Annotated in this window: 31 protein-coding genes; 23 read left to right on the top strand and 8 right to left on the bottom strand. The window is 39.5% G+C overall.

Translation table 11 applies throughout. The features are described from left to right. The first annotated feature begins 55 nt into the window (after nt 1-55). The 15 genes from rplR (at nt 56) to ACLNCV_RS00495 (ending at nt 9,267) form a co-directional block, all read left to right on the top strand. Nucleotides 56-412, top strand: a complete 357-nt coding sequence (gene rplR, locus ACLNCV_RS00565; protein ID WP_000624044.1) for a 50S ribosomal protein L18 — start codon at nt 56-58, stop codon at nt 410-412. A gap of 17 nt (nt 413-429) precedes the next feature. Next, entirely contained in the window at nt 430-924 is a 495-nt protein-coding gene (gene rpsE / locus ACLNCV_RS00560; protein ID WP_000874202.1) for a 30S ribosomal protein S5, read from the top strand. A 13-nt stretch (nt 925-937) separates the two neighbouring features. Continuing rightward, nucleotides 938-1,120 carry a 50S ribosomal protein L30 gene (gene rpmD, locus ACLNCV_RS00555; RefSeq protein WP_000057241.1) on the top strand — a complete coding sequence of 61 codons (183 nt, stop codon included), beginning with the start codon at nt 938-940 and terminating at the stop codon, nt 1,118-1,120. Nucleotides 1,121-1,264: 144 nt separating this feature from the next. Beyond that, complete coding sequence (gene rplO / locus ACLNCV_RS00550) at nt 1,265-1,705, top strand: 50S ribosomal protein L15 (RefSeq protein WP_000766087.1); 441 nt, start codon at nt 1,265-1,267, stop codon at nt 1,703-1,705. Between the two features lie 12 nt (nt 1,706-1,717). After that, entirely contained in the window at nt 1,718-3,028 is a 1,311-nt protein-coding gene (gene secY, locus ACLNCV_RS00545; protein ID WP_000465403.1) for a preprotein translocase subunit SecY, read from the top strand. Between the two features lie 149 nt (nt 3,029-3,177). Beyond that, a complete protein-coding gene (locus ACLNCV_RS00540; protein ID WP_001050436.1) occupies nt 3,178-3,816 on the top strand; it encodes an adenylate kinase in 639 nt (212 codons plus the stop codon). Between the two features lie 116 nt (nt 3,817-3,932). Beyond that, nucleotides 3,933-4,151 carry a translation initiation factor IF-1 gene (gene infA, locus ACLNCV_RS00535; RefSeq protein WP_001029883.1) on the top strand — a complete coding sequence of 73 codons (219 nt, stop codon included), beginning with the start codon at nt 3,933-3,935 and terminating at the stop codon, nt 4,149-4,151. 24 nt (nt 4,152-4,175) lie between these two features. Next, nucleotides 4,176-4,292 carry a 50S ribosomal protein L36 gene (gene rpmJ, locus ACLNCV_RS00530; protein WP_001808836.1) on the top strand — a complete coding sequence of 39 codons (117 nt, stop codon included), beginning with the start codon at nt 4,176-4,178 and terminating at the stop codon, nt 4,290-4,292. Between the two features lie 17 nt (nt 4,293-4,309). Further along, nucleotides 4,310-4,675: a 30S ribosomal protein S13 gene (gene rpsM / locus ACLNCV_RS00525; RefSeq protein ID WP_000090781.1), complete on the top strand. Its 366-nt coding sequence runs from the start codon at nt 4,310-4,312 to the stop codon at nt 4,673-4,675. 17 nt (nt 4,676-4,692) lie between these two features. Next, nucleotides 4,693-5,076 (top strand): 30S ribosomal protein S11, encoded by a 384-nt coding sequence (rpsK, locus tag ACLNCV_RS00520; protein WP_001118385.1) that lies wholly within the window; start codon nt 4,693-4,695, stop codon nt 5,074-5,076. 42 nt (nt 5,077-5,118) lie between these two features. Then, nucleotides 5,119-6,054, top strand: coding sequence for a DNA-directed RNA polymerase subunit alpha (locus ACLNCV_RS00515; RefSeq protein WP_000568988.1), 936 nt, complete (start codon nt 5,119-5,121; stop codon nt 6,052-6,054). 11 nt (nt 6,055-6,065) lie between these two features. Then, on the top strand, nt 6,066-6,452 hold the full coding sequence (gene rplQ / locus ACLNCV_RS00510; protein ID WP_000331493.1) for a 50S ribosomal protein L17: 387 nt from the start codon (nt 6,066-6,068) through the stop codon (nt 6,450-6,452). 264 nt (nt 6,453-6,716) lie between these two features. Beyond that, complete coding sequence (locus ACLNCV_RS00505) at nt 6,717-6,983, top strand: ACT domain-containing protein (RefSeq protein ID WP_000644120.1); 267 nt, start codon at nt 6,717-6,719, stop codon at nt 6,981-6,983. Nucleotides 6,984-6,992: 9 nt separating this feature from the next. Then, nucleotides 6,993-8,330 carry a PFL family protein gene (locus ACLNCV_RS00500; RefSeq protein WP_000354926.1) on the top strand — a complete coding sequence of 446 codons (1,338 nt, stop codon included), beginning with the start codon at nt 6,993-6,995 and terminating at the stop codon, nt 8,328-8,330. A 244-nt stretch (nt 8,331-8,574) separates the two neighbouring features. Then, nucleotides 8,575-9,267 (top strand): histidine phosphatase family protein, encoded by a 693-nt coding sequence (locus tag ACLNCV_RS00495; RefSeq protein ID WP_023946791.1) that lies wholly within the window; start codon nt 8,575-8,577, stop codon nt 9,265-9,267. Nucleotides 9,268-9,368: 101 nt separating this feature from the next. On the opposite strand, the gene ACLNCV_RS00490 is transcribed toward ACLNCV_RS00495, so the two are convergent. From ACLNCV_RS00490 to ACLNCV_RS00465, 6 genes are all read right to left on the bottom strand, one after another. Continuing rightward, nucleotides 9,369-11,027: an iron ABC transporter permease gene (locus ACLNCV_RS00490; protein WP_261125807.1), complete on the bottom strand. Its 1,659-nt coding sequence runs from the start codon at nt 11,025-11,027 to the stop codon at nt 9,369-9,371. Then, nucleotides 11,017-12,108, bottom strand: a complete 1,092-nt coding sequence (locus ACLNCV_RS00485; RefSeq protein WP_424844771.1) for an ABC transporter ATP-binding protein — start codon at nt 12,106-12,108, stop codon at nt 11,017-11,019. The genes ACLNCV_RS00490 and ACLNCV_RS00485 overlap by 11 nt, the downstream gene beginning before the upstream one ends. A 12-nt stretch (nt 12,109-12,120) precedes the next feature. Beyond that, nucleotides 12,121-13,167 carry an ABC transporter substrate-binding protein gene (locus tag ACLNCV_RS00480; RefSeq protein WP_000731167.1) on the bottom strand — a complete coding sequence of 349 codons (1,047 nt, stop codon included), beginning with the start codon at nt 13,165-13,167 and terminating at the stop codon, nt 12,121-12,123. A 162-nt stretch (nt 13,168-13,329) separates the two neighbouring features. Continuing rightward, entirely contained in the window at nt 13,330-14,370 is a 1,041-nt protein-coding gene (locus ACLNCV_RS00475) for an ABC transporter substrate-binding protein (protein WP_261050481.1), read from the bottom strand. A gap of 292 nt (nt 14,371-14,662) precedes the next feature. Beyond that, nucleotides 14,663-15,433, bottom strand: coding sequence for a response regulator (locus ACLNCV_RS00470; RefSeq protein WP_261125804.1), 771 nt, complete (start codon nt 15,431-15,433; stop codon nt 14,663-14,665). Then, nucleotides 15,426-17,075: a sensor histidine kinase gene (locus tag ACLNCV_RS00465; protein WP_237447097.1), complete on the bottom strand. Its 1,650-nt coding sequence runs from the start codon at nt 17,073-17,075 to the stop codon at nt 15,426-15,428. Before ACLNCV_RS00465 ends, ACLNCV_RS00470 begins: the two co-directional genes overlap by 8 nt. Nucleotides 17,076-17,222: 147 nt before the next feature. Here ACLNCV_RS00465 and leuS point away from each other — a divergent pair, with 147 nt between their 5' ends. From leuS to ACLNCV_RS00440, 5 genes are all read left to right on the top strand, one after another. Beyond that, nucleotides 17,223-19,724, top strand: coding sequence for a leucine--tRNA ligase (leuS, locus tag ACLNCV_RS00460; RefSeq protein WP_237447096.1), 2,502 nt, complete (start codon nt 17,223-17,225; stop codon nt 19,722-19,724). Between the two features lie 92 nt (nt 19,725-19,816). Beyond that, nucleotides 19,817-20,272, top strand: a complete 456-nt coding sequence (locus ACLNCV_RS00455; protein WP_237447095.1) for a MarR family winged helix-turn-helix transcriptional regulator — start codon at nt 19,817-19,819, stop codon at nt 20,270-20,272. A 56-nt stretch (nt 20,273-20,328) separates the two neighbouring features. Then, nucleotides 20,329-21,561 (top strand): acyl-CoA thioesterase/BAAT N-terminal domain-containing protein, encoded by a 1,233-nt coding sequence (locus tag ACLNCV_RS00450; RefSeq protein ID WP_237447094.1) that lies wholly within the window; start codon nt 20,329-20,331, stop codon nt 21,559-21,561. 298 nt (nt 21,562-21,859) lie between these two features. Further along, complete coding sequence (locus tag ACLNCV_RS00445; RefSeq protein WP_049551256.1) at nt 21,860-22,555, top strand: GNAT family N-acetyltransferase; 696 nt, start codon at nt 21,860-21,862, stop codon at nt 22,553-22,555. Between the two features lie 11 nt (nt 22,556-22,566). Continuing rightward, the gene (locus tag ACLNCV_RS00440; protein ID WP_020902700.1) at nt 22,567-22,983 is read left to right on the top strand and encodes a GNAT family N-acetyltransferase; all 417 of its coding nucleotides are present in this window, start codon (nt 22,567-22,569) and stop codon (nt 22,981-22,983) included. 427 nt (nt 22,984-23,410) lie between these two features. Here ACLNCV_RS00440 and ACLNCV_RS00435 read toward each other — a convergent pair whose 3' ends face one another. Then, nucleotides 23,411-23,542: a hypothetical protein gene (locus ACLNCV_RS00435; RefSeq protein WP_261056288.1), complete on the bottom strand. Its 132-nt coding sequence runs from the start codon at nt 23,540-23,542 to the stop codon at nt 23,411-23,413. A 164-nt stretch (nt 23,543-23,706) separates the two neighbouring features. Then, complete coding sequence (locus ACLNCV_RS00430) at nt 23,707-23,799, bottom strand: type I toxin-antitoxin system Fst family toxin (protein WP_084862780.1); 93 nt, start codon at nt 23,797-23,799, stop codon at nt 23,707-23,709. Between the two features lie 133 nt (nt 23,800-23,932). Between ACLNCV_RS00430 and ruvB the strand changes: the two genes are divergently transcribed. From ruvB to ACLNCV_RS00415, 3 genes are all read left to right on the top strand, one after another. Then, nucleotides 23,933-24,931 carry a Holliday junction branch migration DNA helicase RuvB gene (gene ruvB, locus ACLNCV_RS00425; protein WP_282186115.1) on the top strand — a complete coding sequence of 333 codons (999 nt, stop codon included), beginning with the start codon at nt 23,933-23,935 and terminating at the stop codon, nt 24,929-24,931. Further along, on the top strand, nt 24,912-25,484 hold the full coding sequence (locus tag ACLNCV_RS00420) for a nucleotidyltransferase family protein (RefSeq protein WP_247949587.1): 573 nt from the start codon (nt 24,912-24,914) through the stop codon (nt 25,482-25,484). The genes ruvB and ACLNCV_RS00420 overlap by 20 nt, the downstream gene beginning before the upstream one ends. 231 nt (nt 25,485-25,715) lie before the next feature. Then, nucleotides 25,716-26,474 (top strand): isoprenyl transferase, encoded by a 759-nt coding sequence (locus ACLNCV_RS00415; RefSeq protein WP_247949586.1) that lies wholly within the window; start codon nt 25,716-25,718, stop codon nt 26,472-26,474. The last annotated feature ends 2 nt before the right edge of the window (nt 26,475-26,476 follow it).

Here is a 26,476-nt window from a genome sequence, read left to right as displayed (position 1 = left end):
CCTATTTTCCAACTTTGTGCATAGCACACGATTTAAAACTAAAGAGGTGAAAACTGTGATTTCAAAACCAGATAAAAACAAACTCCGCCAAAAACGCCACCGTCGCGTTCGCGGAAAACTCTCTGGAACTGCTGATCGCCCACGTTTGAACGTATTCCGTTCTAATACAGGCATCTACGCTCAAGTGATTGATGACGTAGCGGGTGTAACGCTCGCAAGTGCTTCAACTCTTGACAAAGAAGTTTCAAAAGGAACTAAAACTGAACAAGCCGTTGCTGTCGGTAAACTCGTTGCAGAACGTGCAAACGCTAAAGGTATTTCAGAAGTGGTGTTCGACCGCGGTGGATATCTATATCACGGACGTGTGAAAGCTTTGGCTGATGCAGCTCGTGAAAACGGATTGAAATTCTAATAGGAGGACACTAGAAAATGGCATTTAAAGACAATGCAGTTGAATTAGAAGAACGCGTAGTTGCTGTCAACCGTGTTACAAAAGTTGTTAAAGGTGGACGTCGTCTTCGTTTCGCAGCTCTTGTTGTTGTTGGTGACCACAACGGTCGCGTAGGATTTGGTACTGGTAAAGCTCAAGAAGTTCCAGAAGCAATCCGTAAAGCAGTAGATGATGCTAAGAAAAACTTGATCGAAGTTCCTATGGTTGGAACAACAATCCCACACGAAGTTCTTTCAGAATTCGGTGGAGCTAAAGTATTGTTGAAACCTGCTGTAGAAGGTTCTGGAGTTGCCGCTGGTGGTGCAGTTCGTGCCGTTGTGGAATTGGCAGGTGTGGCAGATATTACATCTAAATCACTTGGTTCTAACACTCCAATCAACATTGTTCGTGCAACTGTTGAAGGTTTGAAACAATTGAAACGCGCTGAAGAAGTTGCTGCCCTTCGTGGTATTTCAGTTTCTGATTTGGCATAAGAAAGGGGATAAAATGGCTCAAATTAAAATTACTTTGACTAAGTCTCCAATCGGACGCATTCCATCACAACGTAAAACTGTTGTAGCACTTGGACTTGGCAAATTGAACAGCTCTGTTATTAAAGAAGATAACGCTGCTATCCGTGGTATGATCACTGCAGTATCTCACTTGGTAACAGTTGAAGAAGTAAACTAATGAACTTTTAGGGGATGTGCACTATACCATCCCCTAAAACTAGATATAGTCATCTATGATGACGTCGTATAGGCGAGTTGATGGGGGAGACAACCTTTTCTCCCTTATCGGCGCTAGCATTTTACAAAAGAGGAGAAAATAAAAATGAAACTTCATGAATTGAAACCTGCAGAAGGTTCTCGTAAAGTACGTAACCGCGTTGGTCGTGGTACTTCATCAGGTAACGGTAAAACATCTGGTCGTGGTCAAAAAGGTCAAAAAGCTCGTAGCGGTGGCGGAGTTCGCCTTGGTTTTGAAGGTGGACAAACTCCATTGTTCCGTCGTCTTCCAAAACGTGGATTCACTAACATCAACGCTAAAGAATACGCAATTGTGAACCTTGACCAATTGAACGTCTTTGAAGATGGTGCTGAAGTTACTCCAGTTGTTCTTATCGAAGCAGGAATTGTTAAAGCTGAAAAATCAGGTATTAAAATTCTTGGTAACGGTGAGTTGACTAAGAAATTGACTGTGAAAGCAGCTAAATTCTCTAAATCAGCTGAAGAAGCTATCACTGCTAAAGGTGGTTCAGTAGAAGTCATCTAAGAGAGGTGACCTATGTTTTTTAAATTATTAAGAGAAGCTCTTAAAGTCAAGCAGGTTCGATCAAAAATTTTATTCACAATTTTTATCGTTTTGGTCTTTCGTATCGGAACTAGCATTACAGTTCCTGGTGTGAATGCCAATAGCTTGAATGCTTTAAGTGGATTATCCTTCTTAAACATGTTGAGCTTGGTGTCAGGGAATGCCATGAAAAACTTCTCAGTTTTTGCTCTTGGTGTTAGCCCCTACATTACGGCCTCTATCGTTGTCCAACTCTTGCAAATGGATATTTTACCCAAATTTGTAGAGTGGGGTAAACAAGGGGAAGTAGGTCGAAGAAAATTAAATCAAGCTACTCGTTATATTGCTCTTGTTCTAGCCTTTGTGCAATCGATCGGGATTACAGCTGGTTTTAATACTTTGGCTGGAGCTCAATTGTTGAAAACAGCTCTTACTCCACAAGTCTTTATCATGATTGGTATCATCTTAACAGCTGGTAGTATGATTGTGACTTGGTTGGGAGAGCAAATTACAGATAAGGGATACGGAAATGGTGTTTCTATGATTATCTTTGCCGGGATTGTTGCCTCAATTCCAGAGATGATTCAGGGCATCTATGTGGACTACTTTGTGAACGTCCCAAGTAGCCGTATCAACTCATCCATCATTTTCGTAATCATTTTGATTATTACTGTATTGTTGATCATTTATTTTACAACTTATGTTCAACAAGCAGAATACAAAATTCCAATCCAATATACTAAGGTTGCACAAGGTGCTCCATCTAGCTCTTACCTTCCTTTGAAGGTAAACCCTGCTGGAGTTATCCCTGTTATCTTTGCAAGTTCGATTACTGCAGCGCCTGCGGCTATTCTTCAGTTTTTGAGTGCTACAGGTCATGATTGGGCTTGGGTAAGAACAGCACAAGAAATGCTGGCAACAACTTCACCAACTGGTATTGCTATGTATGCTTTATTGATTATTCTCTTTACATTCTTCTATACGTTTGTACAGATTAATCCTGAAAAAGCGGCAGAGAATCTACAAAAGAGCGGTGCCTATATCCACGGAGTTCGTCCTGGTAAAGGTACAGAAGAATATATGTCTAAACTTCTTCGTCGTCTTGCAACTGTTGGTTCTCTCTTCCTTGGTGTGATTTCTATTTTACCGATCGTAGCAAAAGATGTTTTCGGACTTTCAGAAGCAGTTGCTTTTGGAGGAACCAGTCTTTTGATCATTATCTCTACAGGTATTGAAGGAATCAAACAATTGGAGGGCTACCTATTGAAACGTAAGTATGTTGGTTTCATGGACAGAACAGAATAAAAGTAATTACTGAATCAGTAATTACTGAGGGAGTGGAGGTTTAACTCTAACATTTGTGAGAGTTTGGTCTCCCCTCTTCTATTTTGTTTTTAAATAGGGGTGAAAAGACTTTTTGCTTCTATTTAAAAATAAAATAAGGAGATCAAATCATGAATCTTTTGATTATGGGCTTACCTGGTGCAGGTAAGGGAACTCAAGCAGCAAAAATCGTAGAACAATTCCATGTTGCACATATCTCAACAGGTGATATGTTCCGCGCTGCAATGGCAAATCAAACTGAAATGGGTGTTCTTGCTAAGTCATACATTGACAAGGGTGAATTGGTTCCTGACGAAGTTACAAATGGAATCGTAAAAGAACGTCTTTCACAAGATGATATTAAAGAAACAGGATTCTTGTTGGATGGTTACCCACGTACAATCGAACAAGCTCATGCCTTGGACAAAACATTGGCTGAACTTGGCATCGAACTAGAAGGTGTTATCAACATAGAAGTGAATCCAGATAGCCTCTTGGAACGTTTGAGTGGTCGTATCATCCACCGCGTAACTGGAGAAACTTTCCACAAGGTCTTTAACCCACCAGTTGACTATAAAGAAGAAGATTACTACCAACGTGAAGATGATAAGCCTGAGACAGTCAAACGTCGTTTGGATGTGAATATTGCTCAAGGGGAACCAATCATTGCTCACTACCGTGCCAAAGGTTTGGTTCATGACATCGAAGGTAATCAAGATATCAATGATGTCTTCTCAGATATCGAAAAAGTATTGACAAATTTGAAATAAAGCGTTTTTCACACTTGCAAAAATCCGCTACAAATGTTATACTGAGATAGTCTGACTTATAATTGTTGTCTCTGTGTCTAGAGGCATCGAATCGAAATTTATGGAGGTGCTTTTGCGTGGCAAAAGACGATGTGATTGAAGTTGAAGGCAAAGTAGTTGATACAATGCCGAATGCAATGTTTACGGTTGAACTTGAAAATGGACATCAGATTTTAGCAACAGTTTCTGGTAAAATTCGTAAAAACTATATTCGTATTTTAGCGGGAGATCGTGTTACTGTCGAAATGAGTCCATATGACTTGACACGTGGACGTATCACTTACCGCTTTAAATAATCGAAAAACTTGGAGGGATAAGAAATGAAAGTAAGACCATCGGTCAAACCAATTTGCGAATACTGTAAAGTTATTCGTCGTAATGGTCGTGTTATGGTAATTTGCCCAGCAAATCCAAAACACAAACAACGTCAAGGATAAGATAGAAAGGAGAAAACATGGCTCGTATTGCTGGAGTTGACATTCCAAATGACAAACGCGTAGTAATCTCATTGACTTATGTTTATGGTATCGGACTTGCAACATCTAAGAAAATTTTGGCTGCTGCTGGAATCTCAGAAGATGTTCGTGTACGTGATCTTACATCAGATCAAGAAGATGCTATCCGTCGTGAAGTGGATGCAATCAAAGTTGAAGGTGACCTTCGTCGTGAAGTAAACTTGAACATCAAACGTTTGATGGAAATCGGTTCATACCGTGGTATCCGTCACCGTCGTGGACTTCCTGTCCGTGGACAAAACACTAAAAACAACGCTCGCACTCGTAAAGGTAAAGCTGTTGCGATTGCTGGTAAGAAAAAATAATATAGGAGGTAAAAGTCTTGGCTAAACCAACACGTAAACGTCGTGTGAAAAAGAATATCGAATCTGGTATTGCTCATATTCACGCTACATTTAATAACACTATTGTTATGATTACTGATGTGCATGGTAATGCAATTGCTTGGTCATCAGCTGGTGCTCTTGGTTTCAAAGGTTCTCGTAAATCTACACCATTCGCTGCTCAAATGGCTTCTGAAGCTGCTGCTAAATCTGCACAAGAACACGGTCTTAAATCAGTTGAAGTTACTGTAAAAGGTCCAGGTTCTGGTCGTGAGTCAGCTATTCGTGCGCTTGCTGCCGCTGGTCTTGAAGTAACAGCAATTCGTGATGTGACTCCAGTGCCACACAATGGTGCTCGTCCTCCAAAACGTCGCCGTGTATAATCATCGCATTACACTGCTTTTCGTTTAAGAGGGAGTAACTAAATGATCGAGTTTGAAAAACCAAATATAACAAAAATTGATGAAAATAAAGATTATGGCAAGTTTGTAATCGAACCACTTGAACGTGGCTACGGTACAACTCTTGGTAACTCTCTTCGTCGTGTACTTCTAGCTTCTCTACCAGGAGCAGCTGTGACATCTATCAATATTGATGGTGTGTTACATGAGTTTGACACAGTTCCAGGTGTTCGTGAAGACGTGATGCAAATCATTCTGAACATTAAAGGAATTGCAGTGAAATCGTACGTTGAAGACGAAAAAATCATCGAACTGGATGTTGAAGGTCCTGCTGAGGTAACAGCTGGTGACATTTTGACAGATAGCGATATTGAAATTGTAAATCCAGATCATTATCTCTTTACAATCGGTGAAGGTTCTTCCCTAAAAGCGACTATGACTGTTAACAGTGGTCGTGGATATGTACCTGCTGATGAAAATAAAAAAGATAATGCACCAGTTGGAACACTTGCTGTAGATTCTATTTATACACCAGTTACAAAAGTCAACTATCAAGTGGAACCTGCTCGTGTAGGTAGCAATGATGGATTTGACAAATTAACCCTTGAAATCTTGACAAATGGAACAATTATTCCAGAAGATGCTTTAGGGCTTTCAGCACGTATTTTGACAGAACATCTTGATTTGTTTACAAATCTTACTGAGATTGCTAAGTCAACTGAAGTGATGAAAGAAGCTGATACTGAATCTGACGACCGTATTTTGGATCGTACGATTGAGGAACTGGACTTGTCTGTGCGTTCATACAACTGTTTGAAACGTGCCGGTATCAATACTGTGCATGATTTGACAGAAAAATCTGAAGCAGAGATGATGAAAGTACGAAATCTTGGACGCAAGAGTTTGGAAGAAGTGAAACTCAAACTCATTGATTTGGGTCTTGGATTAAAAGATAAATAAAGGAGGAATAAATGGCTTACCGTAAACTAGGACGCACTAGCTCACAACGTAAAGCAATGCTTCGCGATTTGACAACTGACCTTTTGATCAACGAATCAATCGTGACAACTGAAGCTCGTGCTAAAGAAATCCGTAAAACTGTTGAAAAAATGATTACTCTAGGTAAACGTGGTGATTTGCATGCACGTCGTCAAGCAGCTGCTTTCGTACGTAATGAAATCGCATCTGAAAACTATGATGAAGCAACTGATAAGTACACTTCTACTACAGCACTTCAAAAATTGTTCTCAGAAATTGCACCTCGTTATGCTGAACGTAACGGTGGATACACTCGTATCCTTAAAACTGAACCACGTCGTGGTGATGCAGCGCCAATGGCGATCATCGAATTAGTATAAAATCATCAATTTTGTTGAGTGTTATGATGATGGAGTCTTGTGCTCTTAGTCTAGCTCTGGTCTACCGCTAGGATTTCGGTCCTAGCGGGAACACTCATCATAAGTTGGGATAGTAGACGCTTGTTTACGAAATTGTTTTTTTCTTAAGAACAACTTCGTAAGCAGGCGTTTTTGAGTATTTTAGTTAGAATTATGCTATACTATTTGAAAAGAATCCTGTTTAATGTTCAGGTTTCCTATTAAAAGAAGAATTGGAGTTTGCTTATGAAAGCGATTATAACTGTTGTTGGTAAAGATAAATCTGGAATTGTTGCAGGTGTTTCTGGTAAAATAGCAGAATTGGGTTTGAATATTGATGATATCTCTCAAACTGTCTTGGATGAATATTTCACGATGATGGCTGTCGTCTCTAGTGATGAAAAGCAAGATTTTACACGTCTTCGTAATGAATTTGAAGCTTTTGGGCAAATTTTGAATGTGAAAATCAACATTCAGAGTGCAGCGATTTTCGAAGCTATGTATAATATCTAGGAGGTTATCATGGATATTAGACAAGTTACTGAAACCATCTCCATGATTGAGGAGCAAAACTTCGATATCAGAACTATTACCATGGGGATTTCCCTATTGGACTGTATCGATCCGGATATCAATCGTGCTGCGGAGAAAATTTATCAAAAGATTAGGACCAAGGCAGCTAATTTAGTGGCTGTTGGCGATGAAATTGCGGCTGAGTTGGGGATTCCAATCGTTAATAAGCGTGTATCGGTGACTCCTATTTCTCTGATTGGGGCGGCGACAGATGCGACAGACTATGTGGTTCTGGCAAAAGCACTTGATAAGGCTGCGAAAGAGATTGGTGTGGACTTTATTGGTGGTTTTTCAGCCTTGGTACAAAAGGGTTATCAAAAGGGAGATGAGATTCTTATCAATTCTATTCCTCGTGCTTTGGCTGAAACGGATAAGGTCTGCTCGTCAGTCAATATAGGCTCAACCAAGTCTGGTATCAATATGACGGCTGTCGCAGATATGGGACGAGTTATCAAGGAAACGGCAACTCTATCTGATATGGGGGCAGCTAAGTTGGTTGTATTCGCTAATGCTGTTGAGGACAATCCATTTATGGCGGGTGCCTTCCATGGTGTTGGGGAGGCAGATGTTATCATCAATGTCGGAGTTTCTGGTCCTGGTGTGGTGAAACGTGCCTTGGAAAAAGTTCGTGGACAGAGCTTTGATGTAGTAGCAGAAACAGTCAAGAAAACTGCCTTTAAAATCACTCGTATCGGTCAATTGGTTGGTCAAATGGCCAGTGAGAGACTGGGTGTGGAGTTTGGTATTGTGGACTTGAGTTTGGCACCAACACCTGCAGTTGGAGACTCTGTGGCACGTGTCCTTGAGGAAATGGGGCTAGAGACAGTTGGTACGCATGGAACGACGGCTGCCTTGGCTCTCTTGAACGACCAAGTTAAGAAGGGCGGAGTTATGGCTTGCAACCAAGTTGGTGGTTTGTCTGGTGCCTTTATCCCTGTTTCAGAGGATGAAGGAATGATTGCTGCAGTGCAAAATGGCTCTCTTAATTTGGAAAAACTAGAAGCTATGACGGCTATCTGTTCCGTTGGTTTGGATATGATTGCCATCCCAGAAGATACTCCTGCTGAAACCATTGCAGCTATGATTGCGGATGAGGCTGCAATTGGTGTCATTAACATGAAGACAACGGCTGTTCGTATCATTCCAAAAGGAAAAGAAGGAGATATGATTGAGTTTGGTGGCCTATTAGGAACTGCACCTGTTATGAAAGTCAATGGGGCTTCGTCTGTCGATTTCATTTCTCGTGGGGGACAAATCCCAGCACCAATTCATAGTTTTAAAAATTAAGAAAATAGGAGAAATTTTAAGTTCTATTTAAGGTTGGATGTGTATACTATAATCATTAAATAAAGACCTCCTAATATTATTTGAAACAGATAACACTGATTTAGTTTGAATTTGATTTTCATCTAATATCTTTATTTAATAGAACTCCTAAACTTTTTCATAATAATCTCCTGCAAAAGTCACCTGTCTGGGTGGCTTTTGTTTTATCATCCATGATATAATAGAAGCAAACGGAGGACGGAAAATGGTAAAAGTACGATTGTATTTGGTACGTCATGGCAAGACTATGTTTAACACGATTGGTCGCGCGCAAGGTTGGAGCGATACTCCTTTAACGGCTGAAGGTGAGCGAGGGATTCAAGAATTAGGAATCGGTTTGCGAGAATCTGGTCTACAGTTTGATCGCGCTTATTCCAGTGATTCTGGCCGCACCATTCAGACAATGGGAATTATTCTTGAAGAACTTGGTTTGCAGGGGAAAATCCCTTATCGCATGGACAAACGTATCAGAGAATGGTGTTTTGGTAGCTTTGACGGAGCTTATGATGGTGATCTTTTCATGGGCATTATTCCTCGTATCTTTAATGTGGATCATGTTCACCAATTGTCTTATGCTGAACTGGCTGAGGGGTTGGTAGAGGTCGATACAGCTGGTTGGGCTGAAGGATGGGAAAAACTCAGTGGCCGAATCAAGGAAGGTTTTGAAGCGATTGCCAAAGAAATGGAAGAGCAAGGTGGGGGCAATGCCCTAGTCGTGAGCCACGGAATGACCATTGGAACCATTGTGTATCTGATTAATGGCATGCATCCGCATGGTCTCGATAATGGTAGCGTGACGATACTTGAATATGAGGACGGCCAGTTTAGCGTAGAAGTTGTCGGTGACAGTAGTTACCGACAACTAGGACGTGAGAAGATGGAGGAAGTCTCTATTTAATTAGTCTAGACTTGCTTGCAATGAACTAGGAATCTAGTAGGAATATCAAAATAAGAAAAAACAGCCGAAGTAATCCTTTCGGCTGTTTTTGATGGGGAAAACTAAAGTGTAATGCTATTGCTTTTAGAGATTTTCATAAACAAGAGCAAGGAACCTACTGTTAGAACAGTCAGGATAGTTGATAAGGCTGCGGCTACACCGTAATTCCCTCTGAGAACCTCTGTATAAATGGCTACAGTCATTGTTCTTGTTTTGACATTGTAGAGGAGGATAGAAGTAGAGAGTTCTGAAATCATTGTAACCCAAGATAGGATAGCTCCAGAAATAATACCAGATAGCATCATTGGAGTTGTAATCTTGGCAAAGGTATTGAGACGGCTACTTCCTAAGCTTTCAGCAGCTTCTTCAATACTTGGTGCTATTTGTTGCAAGCTAGCAACAGATGAGCGAATAGTATACGGTAATCTTCTGACAGATAGAGACATAATCAAGATGAAAGCAGTTCCTGTAATCATAAGAAATCCACTTCCAAATAGACCGGTATTGAAGGAAGAAATGAAGGCAATCCCTAGAACAGTTCCGGGTACAATATAAGGGACCATACTGAGGCTGTCAATTAAGTTTGTAAACAAATTCCGTTTTCTAACGGCTAGGTAGGAGATAAATGTTGCGAATAGGACAACTAGAACTAAGGCAATCAAAGGGATACGAATAGTATTGAAAATAGCAGATCCCATACGATTGAAAGCTACCTTGTAACTGTTTAGAGAATAACCTTTGACAAATACCATACCTGATGTTTTTAGGAAAGAAGTATAAATCAAGTAGACTTGAGGTAGAACAGAGAACAAGATAATTCCGTAGACTGTTGCATAAATGGCAGCCATTTTTCCTTTTGTAGTTTTTTTAGGCTCAATTGGATGGAGCGAATTCATGCTGAAACTGTAGCGGTTTGAGATGTATTTTTGGATAAGGAAGATTGCCAAGGCAATGATAATCGCCATAATTGCTAAAGCAGATGCAAAAGCAGAATTTCCTCCAACCTCGCTAATGAATTGGGTATAAATCAAGACGGGGAAAGTCCGATATCCTTCACCAATCAACATAGGCGTTCCAAAATCTGAGAATGCTCTCATAAACACAAGCAGGGCAGCAGCTAGTAAGGTTGGAACTAGGAGAGGTAAAACAACCGTTACGATACGCTTAAATCCGAAGGACCCCATGCTTTCAGCAGCTTCAAGTAGAGAATTGTCAATACTTTTCATTGTCCCAGCAACGTATAGAAATACCAGTGGGAATAGTTGCAGTGTAAAGACAAGTACAATTCCTTTGAATCCATAAATATCAATAGCTGGAAGATGAAGAGTATTTGTCATGAATTTTGTGATGACCCCATTTCGTCCCAGCAAGAGAATCCAGGAGTAGGCTCCCACGAAAGGAGCTGACATGGAAGCAATGATAATCAATATTTGTAGAAATTTCTTTCCCTTGAAGTCATACATGGAAAAAAGATAAGCTAATAGGGTTCCTACAACTAAGGAAGTGACAGTAGCGGTAATGGAGACCTTGAAACTGTTGACGAGTGTCTCAGAGTAGTAGGCTTTGCTAAAGAAAGTGACAAAATTAGCTAGTGAAAATTGTCCCTCATGTATAAGTGCTTGCTTGAGCACGGTAACGATAGGATAAACCAGAAAGACAAGATAGGTAAGAAAGATGAAGAAAGAGGAGACTGTCCAAATATTTAGTTTTTTACGTTCCATGGTTGACTCCTTTTATCAGGTTTTGCGAACCATCTGCAGAAAAGACGTTTAATTTTTGGGTATTGATTCGTAGACGAATACGATCGCCTTTTTGTAGATCTTCTTCAAAAGTTGATTCTTCGCTAACTTGAATTTTTGAGGCAAAACCTGTCTCAATGAAATACTCCGTATTTAGTCCAAGATAGACGCTATCGCTAATAGTTCCTTCAATATCTCCCGATTCATCTTTGATAAACTCTTCAGGACGAATGCTTACATGAATAGCTTGTTCCTCAGCCTGATCAAGAGCTGGCATTCGAAGAGCATAGCCATCTGAAAAGACGATATAAGCGCCGTCGCTCCGTTTTTCTAGATTGGCAGTGATGATATTTGTGCGTCCGATAAAGGTAGCCACAAACTCATTAGCTGGTTTATGATAGAGTTCTTTTGGCCGACCGATTTGTTGAATCACCCCATCTTTCATAACAGCAATTTGGTCTGAAATAGCCATGGCTTCTTCTTGGTCGTGGGTTACATAAACAGTTGTAATTCCCACTTCGTGTTGGATTTCTCGAATGGCTTGACGCATATCCAAGCGAAGTTTGGCATCTAGGTTACTAAGTGGCTCGTCCATGAGGAGAACACTTGGATTAACCGCTAAGGCACGTGCCAAGGCGACACGTTGTTGTTGTCCACCACTGAGTTTATCGGGCTTTCGGTCTGCATATTGAGCAATTTGCATGAGTTCAAGATACTTATTGGTCTGTTGGACCAATTCTTCTTTAGGGACTTTCTTTTGCTTGAGACCAAAAGCAACATTATCTCGAACAGTCAAATGTGGGAAAATAGCGTAGTTTTGAAAAACCATCCCTATATTGCGTTTGCTGGGTTCCATATTATTGATTTTTGTATCATCGAAGTAAAATTCTCCACCTTCGATACTGTTGAAACCTGCAATCATACGAAGAAGGGTCGTTTTCCCACACCCTGAAGGCCCAAGAAGGGTAAAGAGACTTCCTTTTGGAATTGTAATGTTCAAATTCTCAATAACAGGGACATCGTGGTAGATTTTTTTTGCGTTAATAATTTTGATCTCACTCATAGTGAACCTCTTTTACTGTTTAGATTGGATATCTGTAAAGACTTCGTTGTATTTCTTAACGATATCTGATTTATTCTTGATGACATAATCATAATCTTCAGTGAGTGTTTTGATTTTGTCAATTGGTTTCATATTTTCGCTTGTTTTAGCATTTTTACGAACAGGACGGTTAGTAGTGGTTGTACCAAGTGTATCTTGTACTTCTTGAGAGATAATAAAATCGATAAATTTCTTGGCATTTTCCATGTTCTTAGCTTTTTTAACGATAGCAGCGCTAGCAGGTAGGAAGACTGTTCCTTCTTTTGGATAGACAACTTTGATGTTAGCTCCGTCATTTAAGAGTTTAACAGCTGGATCTTCATAAGAGAGACCAACAGCCATTTCTCCATCAGCTACTGCTTTATAGACGCCAGATGAACTTGAACCGATTTTACCATCAATAAGTGTGAAGAGATCTTTTACATAAGACCAGGCTTTATCGTCTTTGTACCCACCTTGAGCTTGTAGCATATTTGTTAATTGAGCAAAGGCGCTAGAAGAGTTTGCTGGGTCAGCAGTTGCAATTTTTCCTTTTAGTTCAGGTTTGAGAAGGTCGCTATATCCTTCGATATTCATGCCTTTCGTTAAATCAGGGTTGACGATTAAAACACTACCATCTAGTGTATAAGGAGTAGAGTAGCCAGTTGTGTTTTGATATTCTTTGATAACATTATCATTTTCTTTTGAAGTATAGTTTTCAAAGAGTTCTCCGTGGGTAGCATATTGTGTATAAGAACCACCAAAGATAACATCGGCTACAGGAGCTTCTTTTTCTGACTCTAGTTTTTTGAAAAGTTCTCCAGTACCAGCTTGAATCAGTTCTACTTTAATACCGTATTTTTCTTCAAAGGCGGGAATAGTTGCTCCAATTAAGCCCTCTGAGTTTGGTGAATAAACGACTAGCGAACCGCCGTCTCCTTTATCAGATGAACTGTCATCGGCAGATTCACTAGAAGAACAAGCGGCAAGACCAAAAAGAGCTAGTCCGCAAGCAGCATAATACATCCATTTCTTTTTCATGATGGATACCTCCGTTATGTTATTTAAGTTTATTTTAAAATAATGTAAGCGTTTTTAAAACCGATAATTCTATTCTATTAGAGTAAAATTCTCTACAAAAACGGAAGCAATCTTTTTGATTTTATAGTAGGGTGCGACAGTTAATCATTGGGAAATCAAATTTTATTTTTTAGATAGAATATCTGTGAAAATATCATTGTACTTTTTAAGAATAGCGGATTTGTTTTTAATGACATAATCGGAATCTTCGGTGGCAATCTTGATTTCTGTCATAGCCTTCATATTTTTATTGGTTTTAGCATTTTTACGAATGGGTCTGATTGTTGTTTCAGTTCCTAGCTTATCTTGGATTTCTTGAGAAAGGAGGAAATCGATAAATTTCTTAGCGTTTTCCATGTGTTTGGCATTTTTGACGATAGCTGCGTTACCAGGTAAAAAGACGGTTCCTTCTTTTGGATAAATGACTTTTACATCAACCCCATCATTTAAGAGTTTTAAAGCAGGATCTTCATAGGTGAGTCCAACAGCCATTTCCCCATCGGCGACAGCTTTGTAAACATTTGAAGAACTAGATGCAATCTTTCCATCTACTAGGGTAAATAGATTTTTTACATAGGTCCAAGCTTGTTCATTTTCGTATCCACCTTGGTCTACAAGCATGTTTGTTAATTGAGCAAAGGCACTAGAAGCATTACTTGGATCAGCAGTAGCAATTTTTCCTTTTAATTTAGGATTGAGTAGATCATTGTAGCCTTCAATTTTAATATCTTTTGTAAGGGCTGAATTGGCAATGATAACACTGACATCCAGTGTGTAAGGTGTGTAGAATCCTGTTTTATTTTGATATTCAGGGATTATCTGGTCGTTTTCTTGGGAAATATAAGGTTCAAAAAGATTTTCGTTAGAAGAGAAGAGGGCGTAGGAGCCTCCAAAAATGACATCAGCTACAGGGGATTCTTTTTCGGCCTCAGCTTTTTTGAACAATTCACCCGTGCTGGCTTGTACTAAATCAACCTTAATACCATATTTTTCTTCGAAGGCAGGTATTGTCTCTTCGATAAGGTCTTCAGGGTTAGGCGAGTAGACAACCAAAGTGTTATCTGAATCTTTTTCAGAGCTAGTTTCCGCTTCTATAGGAGAAGAACATCCTGATAAAGAAAGGAATATCCAGCTAAAAGAGAGAAAGAATAGTATTTTTTTCATAAGTATCTCCTTTTTTACGAACATTTTCTCTACCTAGATTATTAATGTTTTTAAATTGTAGAGTCCTACAGAATATAATAAAAACCTTAAAGAAATCTAAAACGAAAAATAGGAAATGAGTTCCTAGAGCAAGGATGGGTGAATTGTAGCTGAGATTTTGATGGTAATACTCTTCAAAACACGTCGCTTTATCTGCAATCTCAAAGCTATGATTTGAGTAGTTAGCACTTTGATTTTCATTGGGTAAAAGCACAAAATAAAAAGATTGCCTGAGCTGAGCAATCCTTTTACATCAATGGTTTTTATCCATGAGTTTTAATTCTTTTGGAGAAATATGGAGATACTTTTTAAAAACTTTTGCAAAATATTTATAGTCTGAAAATCCAATTTGTTCAGAGATATCGCTTAGGGGGGAATTGGGGGATTCAGCCATTTTATCTATAGCTTGCTTGAGGCGGTAGCGTAAGATATATTCATTTAGCGTCATTGGGAAGTCTTCTTTGATAACCTTATATAGATAACTTTCGCTATACCCTAGATTCTCTGCAATGCTAGAAATGGTAAAGTGCATACAGTAGTGTTGATGAACAAATTCAAGAATTTGCTGAATGATTTGGTTTTGTGTATCAATTTGTTGGATAGAGGTAAGTAAAGTTTGATATTCTTCTAAAAAAGGAGTTTCTTGACGAGTGCTAACTCGTAATCGCAAAACAATTTTTTGAAGACATTTTGTCAACTCCTTGGTATCAATTGGTTTGGATAAGAAATCAACTGCCCCATATTGCATGGCTTTTTTGGCATTTTGAAAATCGTTATAACCTGATAAGATAACTTTTTCATAAGAAAGGGTACGAGTGGCTTCGAACATCATAAAAGCATCCATAATTGGCATTGTGATGTCTGTTAAGACAATATGAGGTTCTTTTTCTTGGATGAGTTTCATTCCCTCTTGACCGTGACTGGCAGTTCCTACGACTTGGATGCCTAAGGCAGAGTAGTCTACGGCAATCTCTAGCCATTTTCGGATGAGATGTTCATCTTCTACAATAATGAGCTTAAACATGAGTTAGTCCTTTCGTTACAAATTTGACCCAAGTTTCTCCTTGGCGATTGACTCCTAAATCTAGCTGGACATCAGAAAAGAAATTACTCAATCGTTTATAGCTGTTAACAATGCCATGTTGGGTATGAGGGCTTTCTAAAGAGTCTAAAATAGCGAGTCGCTCTTGTTTTGTGAGCCCTCCGGCATTATCCTTGACCAAAAAAGTCAGAGAATCTTCTTCCAAGGTAATTTGGATATCAATATGAAGATCAATACGGTATTGCATCCCATATTTTATAGCATTTTCTACGAGAGGAAGCAAGAAAAGCTTAGGTATAGGCTGATTATCGACAGTTTCTGGACAGACAATATCATAAGAAAAGTGCTCAAAACGAATCTTATGAATAATAAGGTAATCCTCTATAATCTTTAAATCCTGACAAATGGTTGTTTCTTTTTCTAAATCGGTGATACTGTAGCGAAGAATGCGCGTGAGGTTTTGAATCAGATCTTGTGTGAGATCTGCATCCATTAAAGAAGTGATTTTAATCGTCTCAAGTGTATTGTAGAGAAAATGAGGATTGAACTGAGCTTCCAGCATTTTTCTTTCAAAAATCCACTTTTCTTTTTCGATGGTCAACATTTTCTGATGAAGTTGATCTAATTCATACAACATATTATTAATTTTTTCGGCCATAAACTCAAACTCATCACCTGTTTGTAGATAGAGCCTTTTTTCTGCTTGTTTGGGAATTTCTTGAAGTTGGTAAACTAAGCTTTCAATAGGAACAGCGTTGAGTGTAGCAATCTTATGAGCAATTCGTCTTGCTTGCCAGAAGTAGAGGAAGAATATACATAAGGTGAGAATGGAGGCTAGACCAAGTAAGCTAGGAATGGGAAAGAAGGATTGAAAAGTATAGATTGAAAAAATAGCACCGACTTTTTCTTTTTGAACAATAAGCGGTTCGTTCGCATACCAGTGGGTGCGAGAGTGTAGGAGTTTTTCATCAAATTTTTCAAGAGTGGAACGAGTAAATTGATTTGTATTGTTGGAAAACATATTTCCAAAGTTATCGGTAATGATGTATTTAGAATTTATCATTGGGAAACTTGAGATGAAATCATTCTCATTTACGAAAGCAATAGTATAAGCCTTAACTCGTTGGTTTTGAAGTAGTGGTTTGATAAAGAGTGTGTAGTGTTGCTTGTCTGAAGAGAGTGCAATTTTTTCTGTAACTTTATCATGAGAAGGATTTTGAATGAGCAGTTTTAGATAGTAGGGTGATAAAATACTTTCTTGATGATTTCTATTGGTACTAAATAGTAATTCACCTGTATCACTTAGGATAATGAGGTCAGAACTAAGTTTTAATTTAGCTTTTGTCTCGTAAAATAAGCTAAATACTTCTCGTTCTGTGTGTTTGCCGTCCAAAAATCCAGGAATCATTTTATAGTTCATAGTGGTTAGGAGTTCACTATTTGCTTCTTTCATCTCTTGAACTTGTTTGACAATCTGTCTCGTGTCTTTGGAGAGTTGTTGCTTTTGTAAAAAATAGGAAAAACCAAAAAGTAAAATGAGTAGTAAAAGAGAGGTTATAAAGGCTGCGATAGAGCTTCGATGGAGAATTTCTTTTTGGAGAGATTTTTTAAAGGAATGAGACATCTGCTACCTCCTTGGAAGGGTTTTCTGTTATAAGTATAGCAGTTTAAAAATTCTAGAGCAAGGTAAAATAGAAAAGTATAGAATAGAACGAGACCAAATTCCCTCAAAAATGGTATAATAGTAACATCACAAAATTGGAGAGAGACCATGAGTTTTTACAATCATAAAGAAATCGAGTCTAAGTGGCAGGGCTACTGGGCAGAACATCATACATTTAAGACAGGAACAGATGCATCAAAACCTAAGTTTTATGCGCTTGACATGTTCCCTTATCCGTCTGGAGCGGGTCTGCACGTGGGACACCCAGAAGGCTATACCGCAACAGATATCCTCAGCCGTTACAAACGTGCGCAAGGCTACAATGTCCTTCACCCAATGGGTTGGGATGCTTTTGGTTTGCCTGCAGAGCAATACGCTATGGATACTGGTAATGACCCAGCGGAATTTACGGCTGAAAACATTGCTAACTTCAAACGCCAAATCAATGCGCTTGGATTCTCTTACGACTGGGATCGTGAAGTCAATACAACAGATCCAAACTACTACAAGTGGACTCAGTGGATTTTCACTAAGCTTTACGAAAAGGGCTTGGCCTATGAAGCGGAAGTGCCAGTAAACTGGGTTGAAGAATTGGGAACTGCCATCGCCAACGAAGAGGTTCTTCCTGATGGAACTTCTGAGCGTGGTGGCTATCCTGTTGTCCGCAAACCAATGCGTCAATGGATGCTTAAAATTACAGCCTATGCAGAACGCTTGCTTAATGACTTGGATGAGTTGGATTGGCCAGAGTCTATCAAGGACATGCAACGCAACTGGATTGGTAAATCAACTGGTGCCAATGTAACCTTCAAAGTTAAGGGAACAGACAAGGAATTCACAGTCTTTACGACTCGTCCTGACACCCTTTTCGGTGCTACTTTCACTGTCTTGGCTCCTGAGCATGACTTGGTTGACGCCATCACAAGCCCAGAGCAAGCAGAGGCTGTAGCAGACTACAAACATCAAGCTAGTCTCAAGTCTGACTTGGCTCGTACCGACCTTGCTAAGGAAAAAACAGGAGTTTGGACTGGTGCTTATGCTATTAACCCTGTTAATGGCAAGGAAATTCCAATCTGGATTGCGGACTATGTTCTTGCTAGTTATGGAACAGGTGCTGTCATGGCTGTTCCTGCCCATGACCAGCGTGACTGGGAATTTGCCAACCAATTTGACCTTCCAATCGTAGAAGTACTTGAAGGTGGAAACGTAGCAGAAGCTGCCTACACAGAAGATGGACCTCATGTCAATTCAGACTTCCTAGATGGATTGAACAAAGAAGACGCTATTGCTAAGATTGTGGCTTGGTTGGAAGAAAAAGGCTGTGGACAAGAGAAGGTTACTTACCGTCTCCGCGACTGGCTCTTTAGCCGCCAACGTTATTGGGGTGAGCCAATTCCTATTATTCATTGGGAAGATGGAACTTCAACAGCTGTTCCTGAAAATGAATTGCCACTTGTCTTGCCTGTAACCAAGGACATCCGTCCTTCAGGTACTGGAGAAAGTCCGCTAGCTAACTTGACAGACTGGCTTGAAGTGACTCGTGAAGATGGCGTTAAGGGTCGTCGCGAGACCAACACAATGCCACAATGGGCAGGTTCAAGCTGGTACTACCTCCGCTATATTGACCCGCACAATACTGAGAAATTGGCCGATGAGGAGCTCCTCAAACAATGGTTGCCAGTAGATATCTACGTGGGTGGTGCAGAGCATGCCGTTCTTCACTTGCTTTATGCTCGTTTCTGGCACAAATTCCTCTATGACCTCGGTGTTGTTCCAACTAAGGAACCATTCCAAAAACTCTTTAACCAAGGGATGATTTTGGGAACCAGCTACCGTGACCACCGTGGGGCTCTTGTGGCGACTGACAAGGTTGAAAAACGTGACGGTTCCTTCTTCCATGTAGAAACAGGTGAAGAGTTAGAGCAAGCGCCAGCTAAGATGTCTAAATCGCTCAAGAACGTGGTTAACCCTGACGATGTGGTGGAACAATACGGTGCCGATACCCTTCGTGTTTATGAAATGTTTATGGGACCACTTGATGCTTCGATTGCTTGGTCAGAAGAAGGTCTGGAAGGAAGCCGTAAGTTCCTTGACCGTGTTTACCGCTTGATTACAAGTAAAGAAATAGCTGCGGAAAACAATGGCGCTCTTGACAAAGTTTACAACGAAACTGTTAAAGCTGTCACAGAACAAATCGAATCCCTCAAATTCAACACAGCCATTGCCCAACTTATGGTCTTTGTCAATGCAGCTAACAAGGAAGACAAGCTTTATGCAGACTACGCCAAAGGCTTTATCCAATTGATTGCACCATTTGCGCCTCACTTGGCAGAAGAGCTCTGGCAAACAGTTGCAGCAACAGGTGAGTCAATCTCTTATGTGGCTTGGCCAACTTGGGACGAAAGCAAATTGGTTGAAGACGAAATCGAAATTGTCGTCCAAATCAAAGGTAAAGTCCGTGCCAAACTCATGGTCGCTAAAGACCTATCACGAGAAGAATTGCAAGAAATTGCTCTGGCTGACGAAAAAGTCAAAGCAGAAATTGACGGTAAGGAAATCGTGAAAGTAATTGCGGTACCGAATAAACTCGTTAATATTGTTGTGAAATAAGATAGGAGTCCTTCAGAGTAGAATCTGGGGGATTTTTTATTTGACAGGAAGTTTCTGTTTTGTTAATATGATTAACAAAGGAAAGAGAGATTATGGATAAAAAAGAATTTATTGCATTTAATAATCGTTTCAATAGATTTATTTTAGCGTTTGACCAGTTAAAAAAAAATCAACATAAAAGTGGTGTTGACAAATCCATTACTTTGAATGAGGTACATTTGATTGTTGTGATTGGGGAAAATCAGCCCTTAAATCTAGTAAAATTATCTGAATTATTAGAAGTTTCAAGAAGTGCAATAACTCAAAGTGTTAGGAGATTGATTCAAAAAAATTTAGTTGTTTTTGATTTTGATCCGAATAATGGGAAAAATAAATATTTGAGATTATCGGAAAAAGGCATCGAAATTTTTAAAATCCATAAGGAGCAACAAGAATATATTGAAAAATCAATCTTTTCAGTTTTAAACAACTATAGCGAGGTGGAACTTAAAACAGTTGTGAAATTGATGGAGGATATTGAAAAGGTGTGGGGAGAATTACCGTGGTAAAAGTCACGGTAAATTTCAAATATAATTGTTAAGTAAATTAACAAAAAGGAGAAGATATGACTGTAAACATAGAACTGATTTCACAAACAGATTTAGCGGATGAATCTTTTTATATTGCTATTAATGGTTTAGAACCAAGGGCAATGTATTGTGTAGAAATGTACCTGTCTGATTATTACTGTATAAATGCTCCCTTGCTTTTAGATCATGATGTTATATGGAAATCAACCGCAATTTTTTTATCTGATCAGGACGGTATGATTGATACCTCTCAGACAGCATCTATTTCGGGATCTTATAAAGGAGTTTCAGAAATGGGATTATTCTTTAATGCGAAACCGTTGAAGAATAGGAAAAGGAGATTACCGAGTTCTCTTGATAGAATTCCATTACGAGATTGTTTTGGTGTTGAAATTAAAATCAGACTGGGAAAAGATATGGTCGCGGAGCAAAGTTTTGTAAGGCGTTATATGAATCTGGGAGTAAGATATCAAGATATCTATGACAAGCATTTTCAAGGTCGATTATTTTATGATGAAAAGTTAAGAAGGGCGCCAGCCGTGATTATTGTTAGCGGTAGTGAGGGAAGAATTGAAAAAGCTCAGAATATTGCCCAACTTTTATCTTCTAGAGGCTATATTTGTCTTGCGATAGCTTATTTTGGTTTAGAGGGATTACCCCAAAATTTAGAACGAATTCCAATAGAATGTCTGGAGGAGGCGAAAGATTTTCTATATCATCATCCTCAAGTTGATAATACAAAAATAGGAATATATGGTCGCTCTAAAGGAGCAGAGCTTGTTCTGGCTGGACAAAGTATTTTGGAAGATGTGCAATGTTTGGTACTCAATTCCCCCTCAAATGTAATATTTGAGGGAATAAAGGGAAAACTCAATTCTAATTCATCTTCTTGGACATATTTACAAAAAGAACTTCCGTATCAAAAATTTCAGTTAGGAAATTATTTGTTAAACAAGTTTTTTGGAAAACACATTCCTGAAGATAGTAGGGCTCAGATTGATGTGAGTAAAATTGCCTCTCCTTTATTATTACTAGGAAGTGATGTTGATGAAATATGGAATGCATCATCCGCGATAGATGATATTATTTCACAATATAAAGGGGAATCCATTTTGTTTAAAAAATATCATGAAACAGGGCATATGTTGACGATTGCTTATCAACCGAATCATCGTTATCGAAAAGATTGGCGCTTATTAATGAAAGAAAGTGTAGACTCATGGTTTGCCACGATAAATTATTTTGATACACATCTGAAAAATTTGTAGATAGTGCTGAACCGTACTATAATAGTCCCAACTAAGATAAAAACACAGTTCTGGTTGGTAGTCCAGTCTAAAAAAGCAATTGTTCAAACAAGAGAGATTTGAACTCAAACAGTAAAAACGTAGAGAGAAGCATAAGGGACATTAACTCACTCGTTCCCATATTTGATTATTCCTCCATAAAGTGGATGGATGATTTTTATAAGAGGAGTTTGCATTATTGAATAGAAAACCAAGTGTTTCCTAAAATTTTCATTGAGATATGTTATACTATATTCAATAAGTGAATAAGGAGAAAGCTATGCCAGTAAATGAATATGATCAGATGATTGGGGAGTCAATGGAAGGTTATACACCGGGCGAATTGCCTTCTATTGGTTTCTTAGAAGGGCGTTATGCTAGGGTAGAGGCTCTTTCGGTGGAAAAGCATGCGGATGATTTATTAGCTGTTTATGGTCCAGATACTCCGCGGGAGATGTGGACTTACCTCTTTCAGGAACCAGTGGCAGATATGGAGGAGCTGGTTAGCCTTTTAAATCAGATGTTGGCTCGTAAGGATCGCTTTTACTATGCAATTATAGACAAGGAAACTGGTAAGGCTTTGGGAACATTTTCTCTCATGCGCATTGACCAGAATAATCGAGTGATAGAAGTGGGAGCGGTCACTTTTTCTCCAGAACTCAGGGGAACACGAATAGGGACAGAAGCTCAGTATCTCTTGGCACGTTATGTTTTTGAGGAGCTTAACTATCGTCGCTACGAATGGAAATGTGATTCTCTTAATCTGCCATCCAGACGAGCTGCGGAGCGTTTGGGATTTGTTTATGAAGGAACCTTCCGCCAGGCAGTCGTTTATAAGGGGCGTACTAGGGATACGGATTGGTTGTCTATGATTGATAAGGACTGGCCTCAAGTCAAAGCTCGATTGGAAGCATGGTTGGCTCCTGAAAATTTTGATAAAAATGGACGGCAGTACAAGAGCTTGAGAGAGTTTTAAGAGGTGTTGACATGATCACTATTAAAAAGCAAGAATTTGTCAAGCTAGAGGATGTTTTGCATCTCTATCAGGCTGTCGGTTGGACAAATTATACCGATCAATCAGAGATGCTGGAGCAGGCCTTATCTCATTCATTAGCGATTTATGTGGCGCTTGATGATGATACTGTGGTGGGCTTGATTCGTTTGGTTGGAGATGGATTCTCATCAGTACTGGTTCAGGATTTAATCGTTTTACCTATCTATCAGCGTCAAGGGATTGGTAGTGCCCTAATGAAAGAGGTTTTAGAGGATTACAAAGATGTCTATCAAGTTCAGCTGGTGACAGAAGAGACAGAAAGAACCTTGGGCTTCTATCGTTCTATGGGCTTTGAAATCTTATCCACCTATAATTGTATAGGAATGACTTGGATGAATCGAGAAAAATAATAAAATTTGTTTTTTATTAAGCAAAATTTAAGGATGGTCTAGTATTATATAGTCATTAAATAAAGACCTCCTAACTTTATTTAATGAAATCCTAAAACTTTTTTCATCATAATCTCCTAATGAAGCCACCCAATCAGGTGGCTTTTTTCGTGGATAGGTGATGGTGATAGATTTTTTTTGCAAAATAGTAAAATTTGAGAAAAGTTAAGCTAGTTTTAAGCTTTGTCTTGTATCATATAGTTATTAAATAAAGACCTCCTAACTTTATTTAATAAAATCCTAAACTTTTCTTTTTCATAATAATCTCCCTTAACTCCACCCAATCAGGTGGAGTTTTTTGGCTCTATTTCAGGATTTTGGGGACTATTCTAAAAATCATTTTCCGATATTTTTCGGATTTTGGTCGGGGAATTGGCGGGGACTTTTTTTAGCGAATATGACTAATAAATAGGTCTGTTGTCGCTTCAGCTACTTCAAACTCAATTTGATTGTAAGTGACTGTTAATTGAAGGACTGGAACTGCTGTAATAATGTTCTTGGTTGTCGAGGAGTGAGTCATCATATTGTTGTACAGCGGTTAAAGCTTGCGAAGCTGAGAATGTAAATCTTTGACGAAATGTGTGAACTGTGGGATAATGAAAGAGAATTAAGTATTGTGTCTATATCATAGGCTAGAAAAGACCCCAAGCTCACGTCCAAATAAGCTTGGGGTCTTTTTTGACACTATTTGTCCTTGTTTAGCCATTTATCGACTAGCCGAAGAACGACACCGACCACAATCGGTTCGATGATAGTTTTAAGGATTAGTTCCATCATGGGCTATCTCACCTCCTTTCGTAGGCGGTGTAGCAGTGCCGTAGAATGTTATACCACATAGGTGCTAAACTCTGGAGTCACCCAATCAGGTGGCTTTTTTGTTTGTGGCTTGGTTTTTTGATATAATAGAGCCATGAGTAGAATTTTAGATAATGAGATAATGGGGGACGAGGAGTTAGTAGAACGCACGCTCCGTCCTCAGTATTTACGTGAATATATTGGGCAGGATAAGGTCAAGGACCAGCTTCAAATCTTTATAGAAGCTGCCAAAATGCGGGATGAAGCGCTGGATCATGTGCTTTTATTTGGCCCTCCAGGCTTGGGAAAAACGACCATGGCTTTTGTTATTGCCAATGAACTAGGTGTCAATCTCAAGCAGACTTCGGGTCCAGTCATTGAAAAAGCCGGTGATTTGGTAGCGATTTTGAATGACTTAGAGCCTGGGGATGTTCTCTTTATTGATGAGATTCATCGTTTGCCAATGTCAGTGGAAGAGGTGCTTTATAGTGCCATGGAGGACTTCTACATTGATATCATGATTGGGGCTGGTGAAGGCAGTCGCAGTGTTCATTTGGAGTTGCCACCTTTCACTTTGATTGGTGCGACGACTCGGGCTGGTATGCTCTCAAATCCGCTACGGGCACGTTTTGGAATTACAGGTCACATGGAGTATTATGCCCATGCTGACTTGACGGAAATTGTTGAGCGGACGGCAGATATTTTTGAGATGGAAATCACTCATGAGGCAGCATCTGAATTAGCCCTACGTAGTCGTGGAACCCCTCGTATTGCCAATCGTCTCCTCAAACGCGTGCGCGATTTTGCCCAGATTATAGGGAATGGGGTTATCGATGATCTTATTACTGATAAGGCTTTAACCATGCTGGATGTTGACCATGAAGGCTTGGACTATGTGGACCAGAAAATCCTTCGCACCATGATTGAGATGTATGGCGGCGGTCCTGTCGGTCTAGGAACTCTTTCTGTGAATATCGCTGAAGAGCGTGAGACGGTTGAGGATATGTACGAACCTTACCTAATCCAGAAAGGCTTTATCATGCGAACTCGTTCAGGACGAGTTGCGACCGCTAAGGCTTACGAACATTTAGGGTATGAATACAATGAAAAATGAGCAAGAAATTCTAGATGCATTTAGAGAAAATCCGGATATGATGGCTATTCTGACGATCATACGAGACCTTGACTTAAAAGACTCATGGTTGGCAGCGGGTTCGGTACGAAATTTCATCTGGAATCTCTTGTCAGACAGACCAGCTTTTGACTGTGAAACAGATGTAGATGTGATTTTCTTTGATCCAGATATTTCTTATGAGGGAACCTTATCCCTAGAGAAAAAGTTGAGAGAGGACTTTCCTCAGTACCAGTGGGAATTGAAAAATCAGATCTATATGCACCAGCACAGTCCTCATACTGCGCCCTATACCAGCTCTCGTGATGCTATGAGTAAGTATCCAGAACGGTGTACGGCGGTTGGGCTCCGTTTGAATGAAGACTCCGATTTAGAATTCTTTACTCCTTATGGAGTCGAGGATATTTTGAATTTTCAAGTTCGCCCAACTCCTCATTTTTTAGAAAATGAAGATCGAATGCAGCTCTATCAAATACGTCTATCCAAGAAAAATTGGCAGGAGAAATGGAAAAATTTGATTTTTAAAAATACTTAAGGAAACTTTAAGCTAGGGAGTGTATACTAAATTCATAAGTTAAGAAGACCTTAACTTAAACTCCTAAAACTTTTTCATAATAATCTCCCTATAAAAAATTGAGTCGCCCAATCAGGCGGCTTATTTTTTTGAAAACTGAGCCTGGTGCCTGAGAATAAATAGCTTAGTGATAGAAGAAAATAGGGAAATATGGTATAATGAAACGATAGATTTTTGAATAGGAATAAGATCATGTTTGGATTTTTTAAGAAAGATAAGGCTGTGGAAGTAGAAGTTCCGACACAGGTTCCTGCTCATATCGGCATCATCATGGATGGTAATGGCCGTTGGGCTAAGAAACGTATGCAACCGCGAGTTTTTGGACACAAGGCGGGCATGGAAGCATTGCAAACTGTGACCAAGGCAGCCAACAAACTGGGCGTCAAGGTTATTACGGTTTATGCTTTTTCTACGGAAAACTGGACCCGTCCCGATCAGGAAGTCAAGTTTATCATGAACTTGCCAGTAGAGTTTTATGACAATTATGTCCCTGAATTGCATGTGAATAATGTTAAGATTCAAATGATTGGGGAAACAGACCGCCTGCCTAAGCAAACCTTTGAAGCTCTGACCAAGGCTGAGGAATTGACTAAGAACAACACAGGTTTGATACTTAATTTTGCCCTTAACTATGGTGGACGTGCTGAGATTACACAGGCGCTTAAGTTGATTTCCCAGGATGTTTTAGATGCCAAAATCAACCCAGGTGACATCACAGAGGAATTGATTGGCAACTATCTCTTTACCCAGCATTTGCCTAAGGACTTACGAGACCCAGACTTGATTATCCGTACTAGTGGAGAATTGCGTTTGAGTAATTTCCTTCCATGGCAGGGGGCATATAGTGAACTCTATTTTACAGATACCTTGTGGCCTGATTTTGACGAAGTAGCCTTGCAGGAAGCCATTCTTGCCTACAATCGTCGACAACGCCGATTTGGAGGAGTTTAGGA

Origin of the sequence: Streptococcus sp. CL5.50 (assembly GCF_049738015.1) — a bacterium.
GTDB classification, from domain to species: Bacteria; Bacillota; Bacilli; order Lactobacillales; family Streptococcaceae; genus Streptococcus; species Streptococcus mitis_CA.
This window is presented reverse-complemented; position numbering and strand designations above follow the sequence as displayed.

What these genes read in the sequence shown, in the direction of transcription:
- rpsE (WP_000874202.1), top strand. Translation starts at nt 430, where the DNA reads ATGGCATTTAAAGACAATGCAGTTGAATTAGAAGAACGCGTAGTTGCT.
- rpmD (WP_000057241.1), top strand. Translation starts at nt 938, where the DNA reads ATGGCTCAAATTAAAATTACTTTGACTAAGTCTCCAATCGGACGCATT.
- rplO (WP_000766087.1), top strand. Translation starts at nt 1,265, where the DNA reads ATGAAACTTCATGAATTGAAACCTGCAGAAGGTTCTCGTAAAGTACGT.
- secY (WP_000465403.1), top strand. Translation starts at nt 1,718, where the DNA reads ATGTTTTTTAAATTATTAAGAGAAGCTCTTAAAGTCAAGCAGGTTCGA.
- ACLNCV_RS00540 (WP_001050436.1), top strand. Translation starts at nt 3,178, where the DNA reads ATGAATCTTTTGATTATGGGCTTACCTGGTGCAGGTAAGGGAACTCAA.
- rpmJ (WP_001808836.1), top strand. Translation starts at nt 4,176, where the DNA reads ATGAAAGTAAGACCATCGGTCAAACCAATTTGCGAATACTGTAAAGTT.
- rpsM (WP_000090781.1), top strand. Translation starts at nt 4,310, where the DNA reads ATGGCTCGTATTGCTGGAGTTGACATTCCAAATGACAAACGCGTAGTA.
- ACLNCV_RS00515 (WP_000568988.1), top strand. Translation starts at nt 5,119, where the DNA reads ATGATCGAGTTTGAAAAACCAAATATAACAAAAATTGATGAAAATAAA.
- rplQ (WP_000331493.1), top strand. Translation starts at nt 6,066, where the DNA reads ATGGCTTACCGTAAACTAGGACGCACTAGCTCACAACGTAAAGCAATG.
- ACLNCV_RS00505 (WP_000644120.1), top strand. Translation starts at nt 6,717, where the DNA reads ATGAAAGCGATTATAACTGTTGTTGGTAAAGATAAATCTGGAATTGTT.
- ACLNCV_RS00500 (WP_000354926.1), top strand. Translation starts at nt 6,993, where the DNA reads ATGGATATTAGACAAGTTACTGAAACCATCTCCATGATTGAGGAGCAA.
- ACLNCV_RS00495 (WP_023946791.1), top strand. Translation starts at nt 8,575, where the DNA reads ATGGTAAAAGTACGATTGTATTTGGTACGTCATGGCAAGACTATGTTT.
- ACLNCV_RS00490 (WP_261125807.1), bottom strand. Translation starts at nt 11,027, where the DNA reads ATGGAACGTAAAAAACTAAATATTTGGACAGTCTCCTCTTTCTTCATC.
- ACLNCV_RS00485 (WP_424844771.1), bottom strand. Translation starts at nt 12,108, where the DNA reads ATGAGTGAGATCAAAATTATTAACGCAAAAAAAATCTACCACGATGTC.
- ACLNCV_RS00480 (WP_000731167.1), bottom strand. Translation starts at nt 13,167, where the DNA reads ATGAAAAAGAAATGGATGTATTATGCTGCTTGCGGACTAGCTCTTTTT.
- ACLNCV_RS00475 (WP_261050481.1), bottom strand. Translation starts at nt 14,370, where the DNA reads ATGAAAAAAATACTATTCTTTCTCTCTTTTAGCTGGATATTCCTTTCT.
- ACLNCV_RS00470 (WP_261125804.1), bottom strand. Translation starts at nt 15,433, where the DNA reads ATGTTTAAGCTCATTATTGTAGAAGATGAACATCTCATCCGAAAATGG.
- ACLNCV_RS00465 (WP_237447097.1), bottom strand. Translation starts at nt 17,075, where the DNA reads ATGTCTCATTCCTTTAAAAAATCTCTCCAAAAAGAAATTCTCCATCGA.
- leuS (WP_237447096.1), top strand. Translation starts at nt 17,223, where the DNA reads ATGAGTTTTTACAATCATAAAGAAATCGAGTCTAAGTGGCAGGGCTAC.
- ACLNCV_RS00455 (WP_237447095.1), top strand. Translation starts at nt 19,817, where the DNA reads ATGGATAAAAAAGAATTTATTGCATTTAATAATCGTTTCAATAGATTT.
- ACLNCV_RS00450 (WP_237447094.1), top strand. Translation starts at nt 20,329, where the DNA reads ATGACTGTAAACATAGAACTGATTTCACAAACAGATTTAGCGGATGAA.
- ACLNCV_RS00445 (WP_049551256.1), top strand. Translation starts at nt 21,860, where the DNA reads ATGCCAGTAAATGAATATGATCAGATGATTGGGGAGTCAATGGAAGGT.
- ACLNCV_RS00440 (WP_020902700.1), top strand. Translation starts at nt 22,567, where the DNA reads ATGATCACTATTAAAAAGCAAGAATTTGTCAAGCTAGAGGATGTTTTG.
- ACLNCV_RS00435 (WP_261056288.1), bottom strand. Translation starts at nt 23,542, where the DNA reads ATGACTCACTCCTCGACAACCAAGAACATTATTACAGCAGTTCCAGTC.
- ACLNCV_RS00430 (WP_084862780.1), bottom strand. Translation starts at nt 23,799, where the DNA reads ATGATGGAACTAATCCTTAAAACTATCATCGAACCGATTGTGGTCGGT.
- ruvB (WP_282186115.1), top strand. Translation starts at nt 23,933, where the DNA reads ATGAGTAGAATTTTAGATAATGAGATAATGGGGGACGAGGAGTTAGTA.
- ACLNCV_RS00420 (WP_247949587.1), top strand. Translation starts at nt 24,912, where the DNA reads ATGAATACAATGAAAAATGAGCAAGAAATTCTAGATGCATTTAGAGAA.
- ACLNCV_RS00415 (WP_247949586.1), top strand. Translation starts at nt 25,716, where the DNA reads ATGTTTGGATTTTTTAAGAAAGATAAGGCTGTGGAAGTAGAAGTTCCG.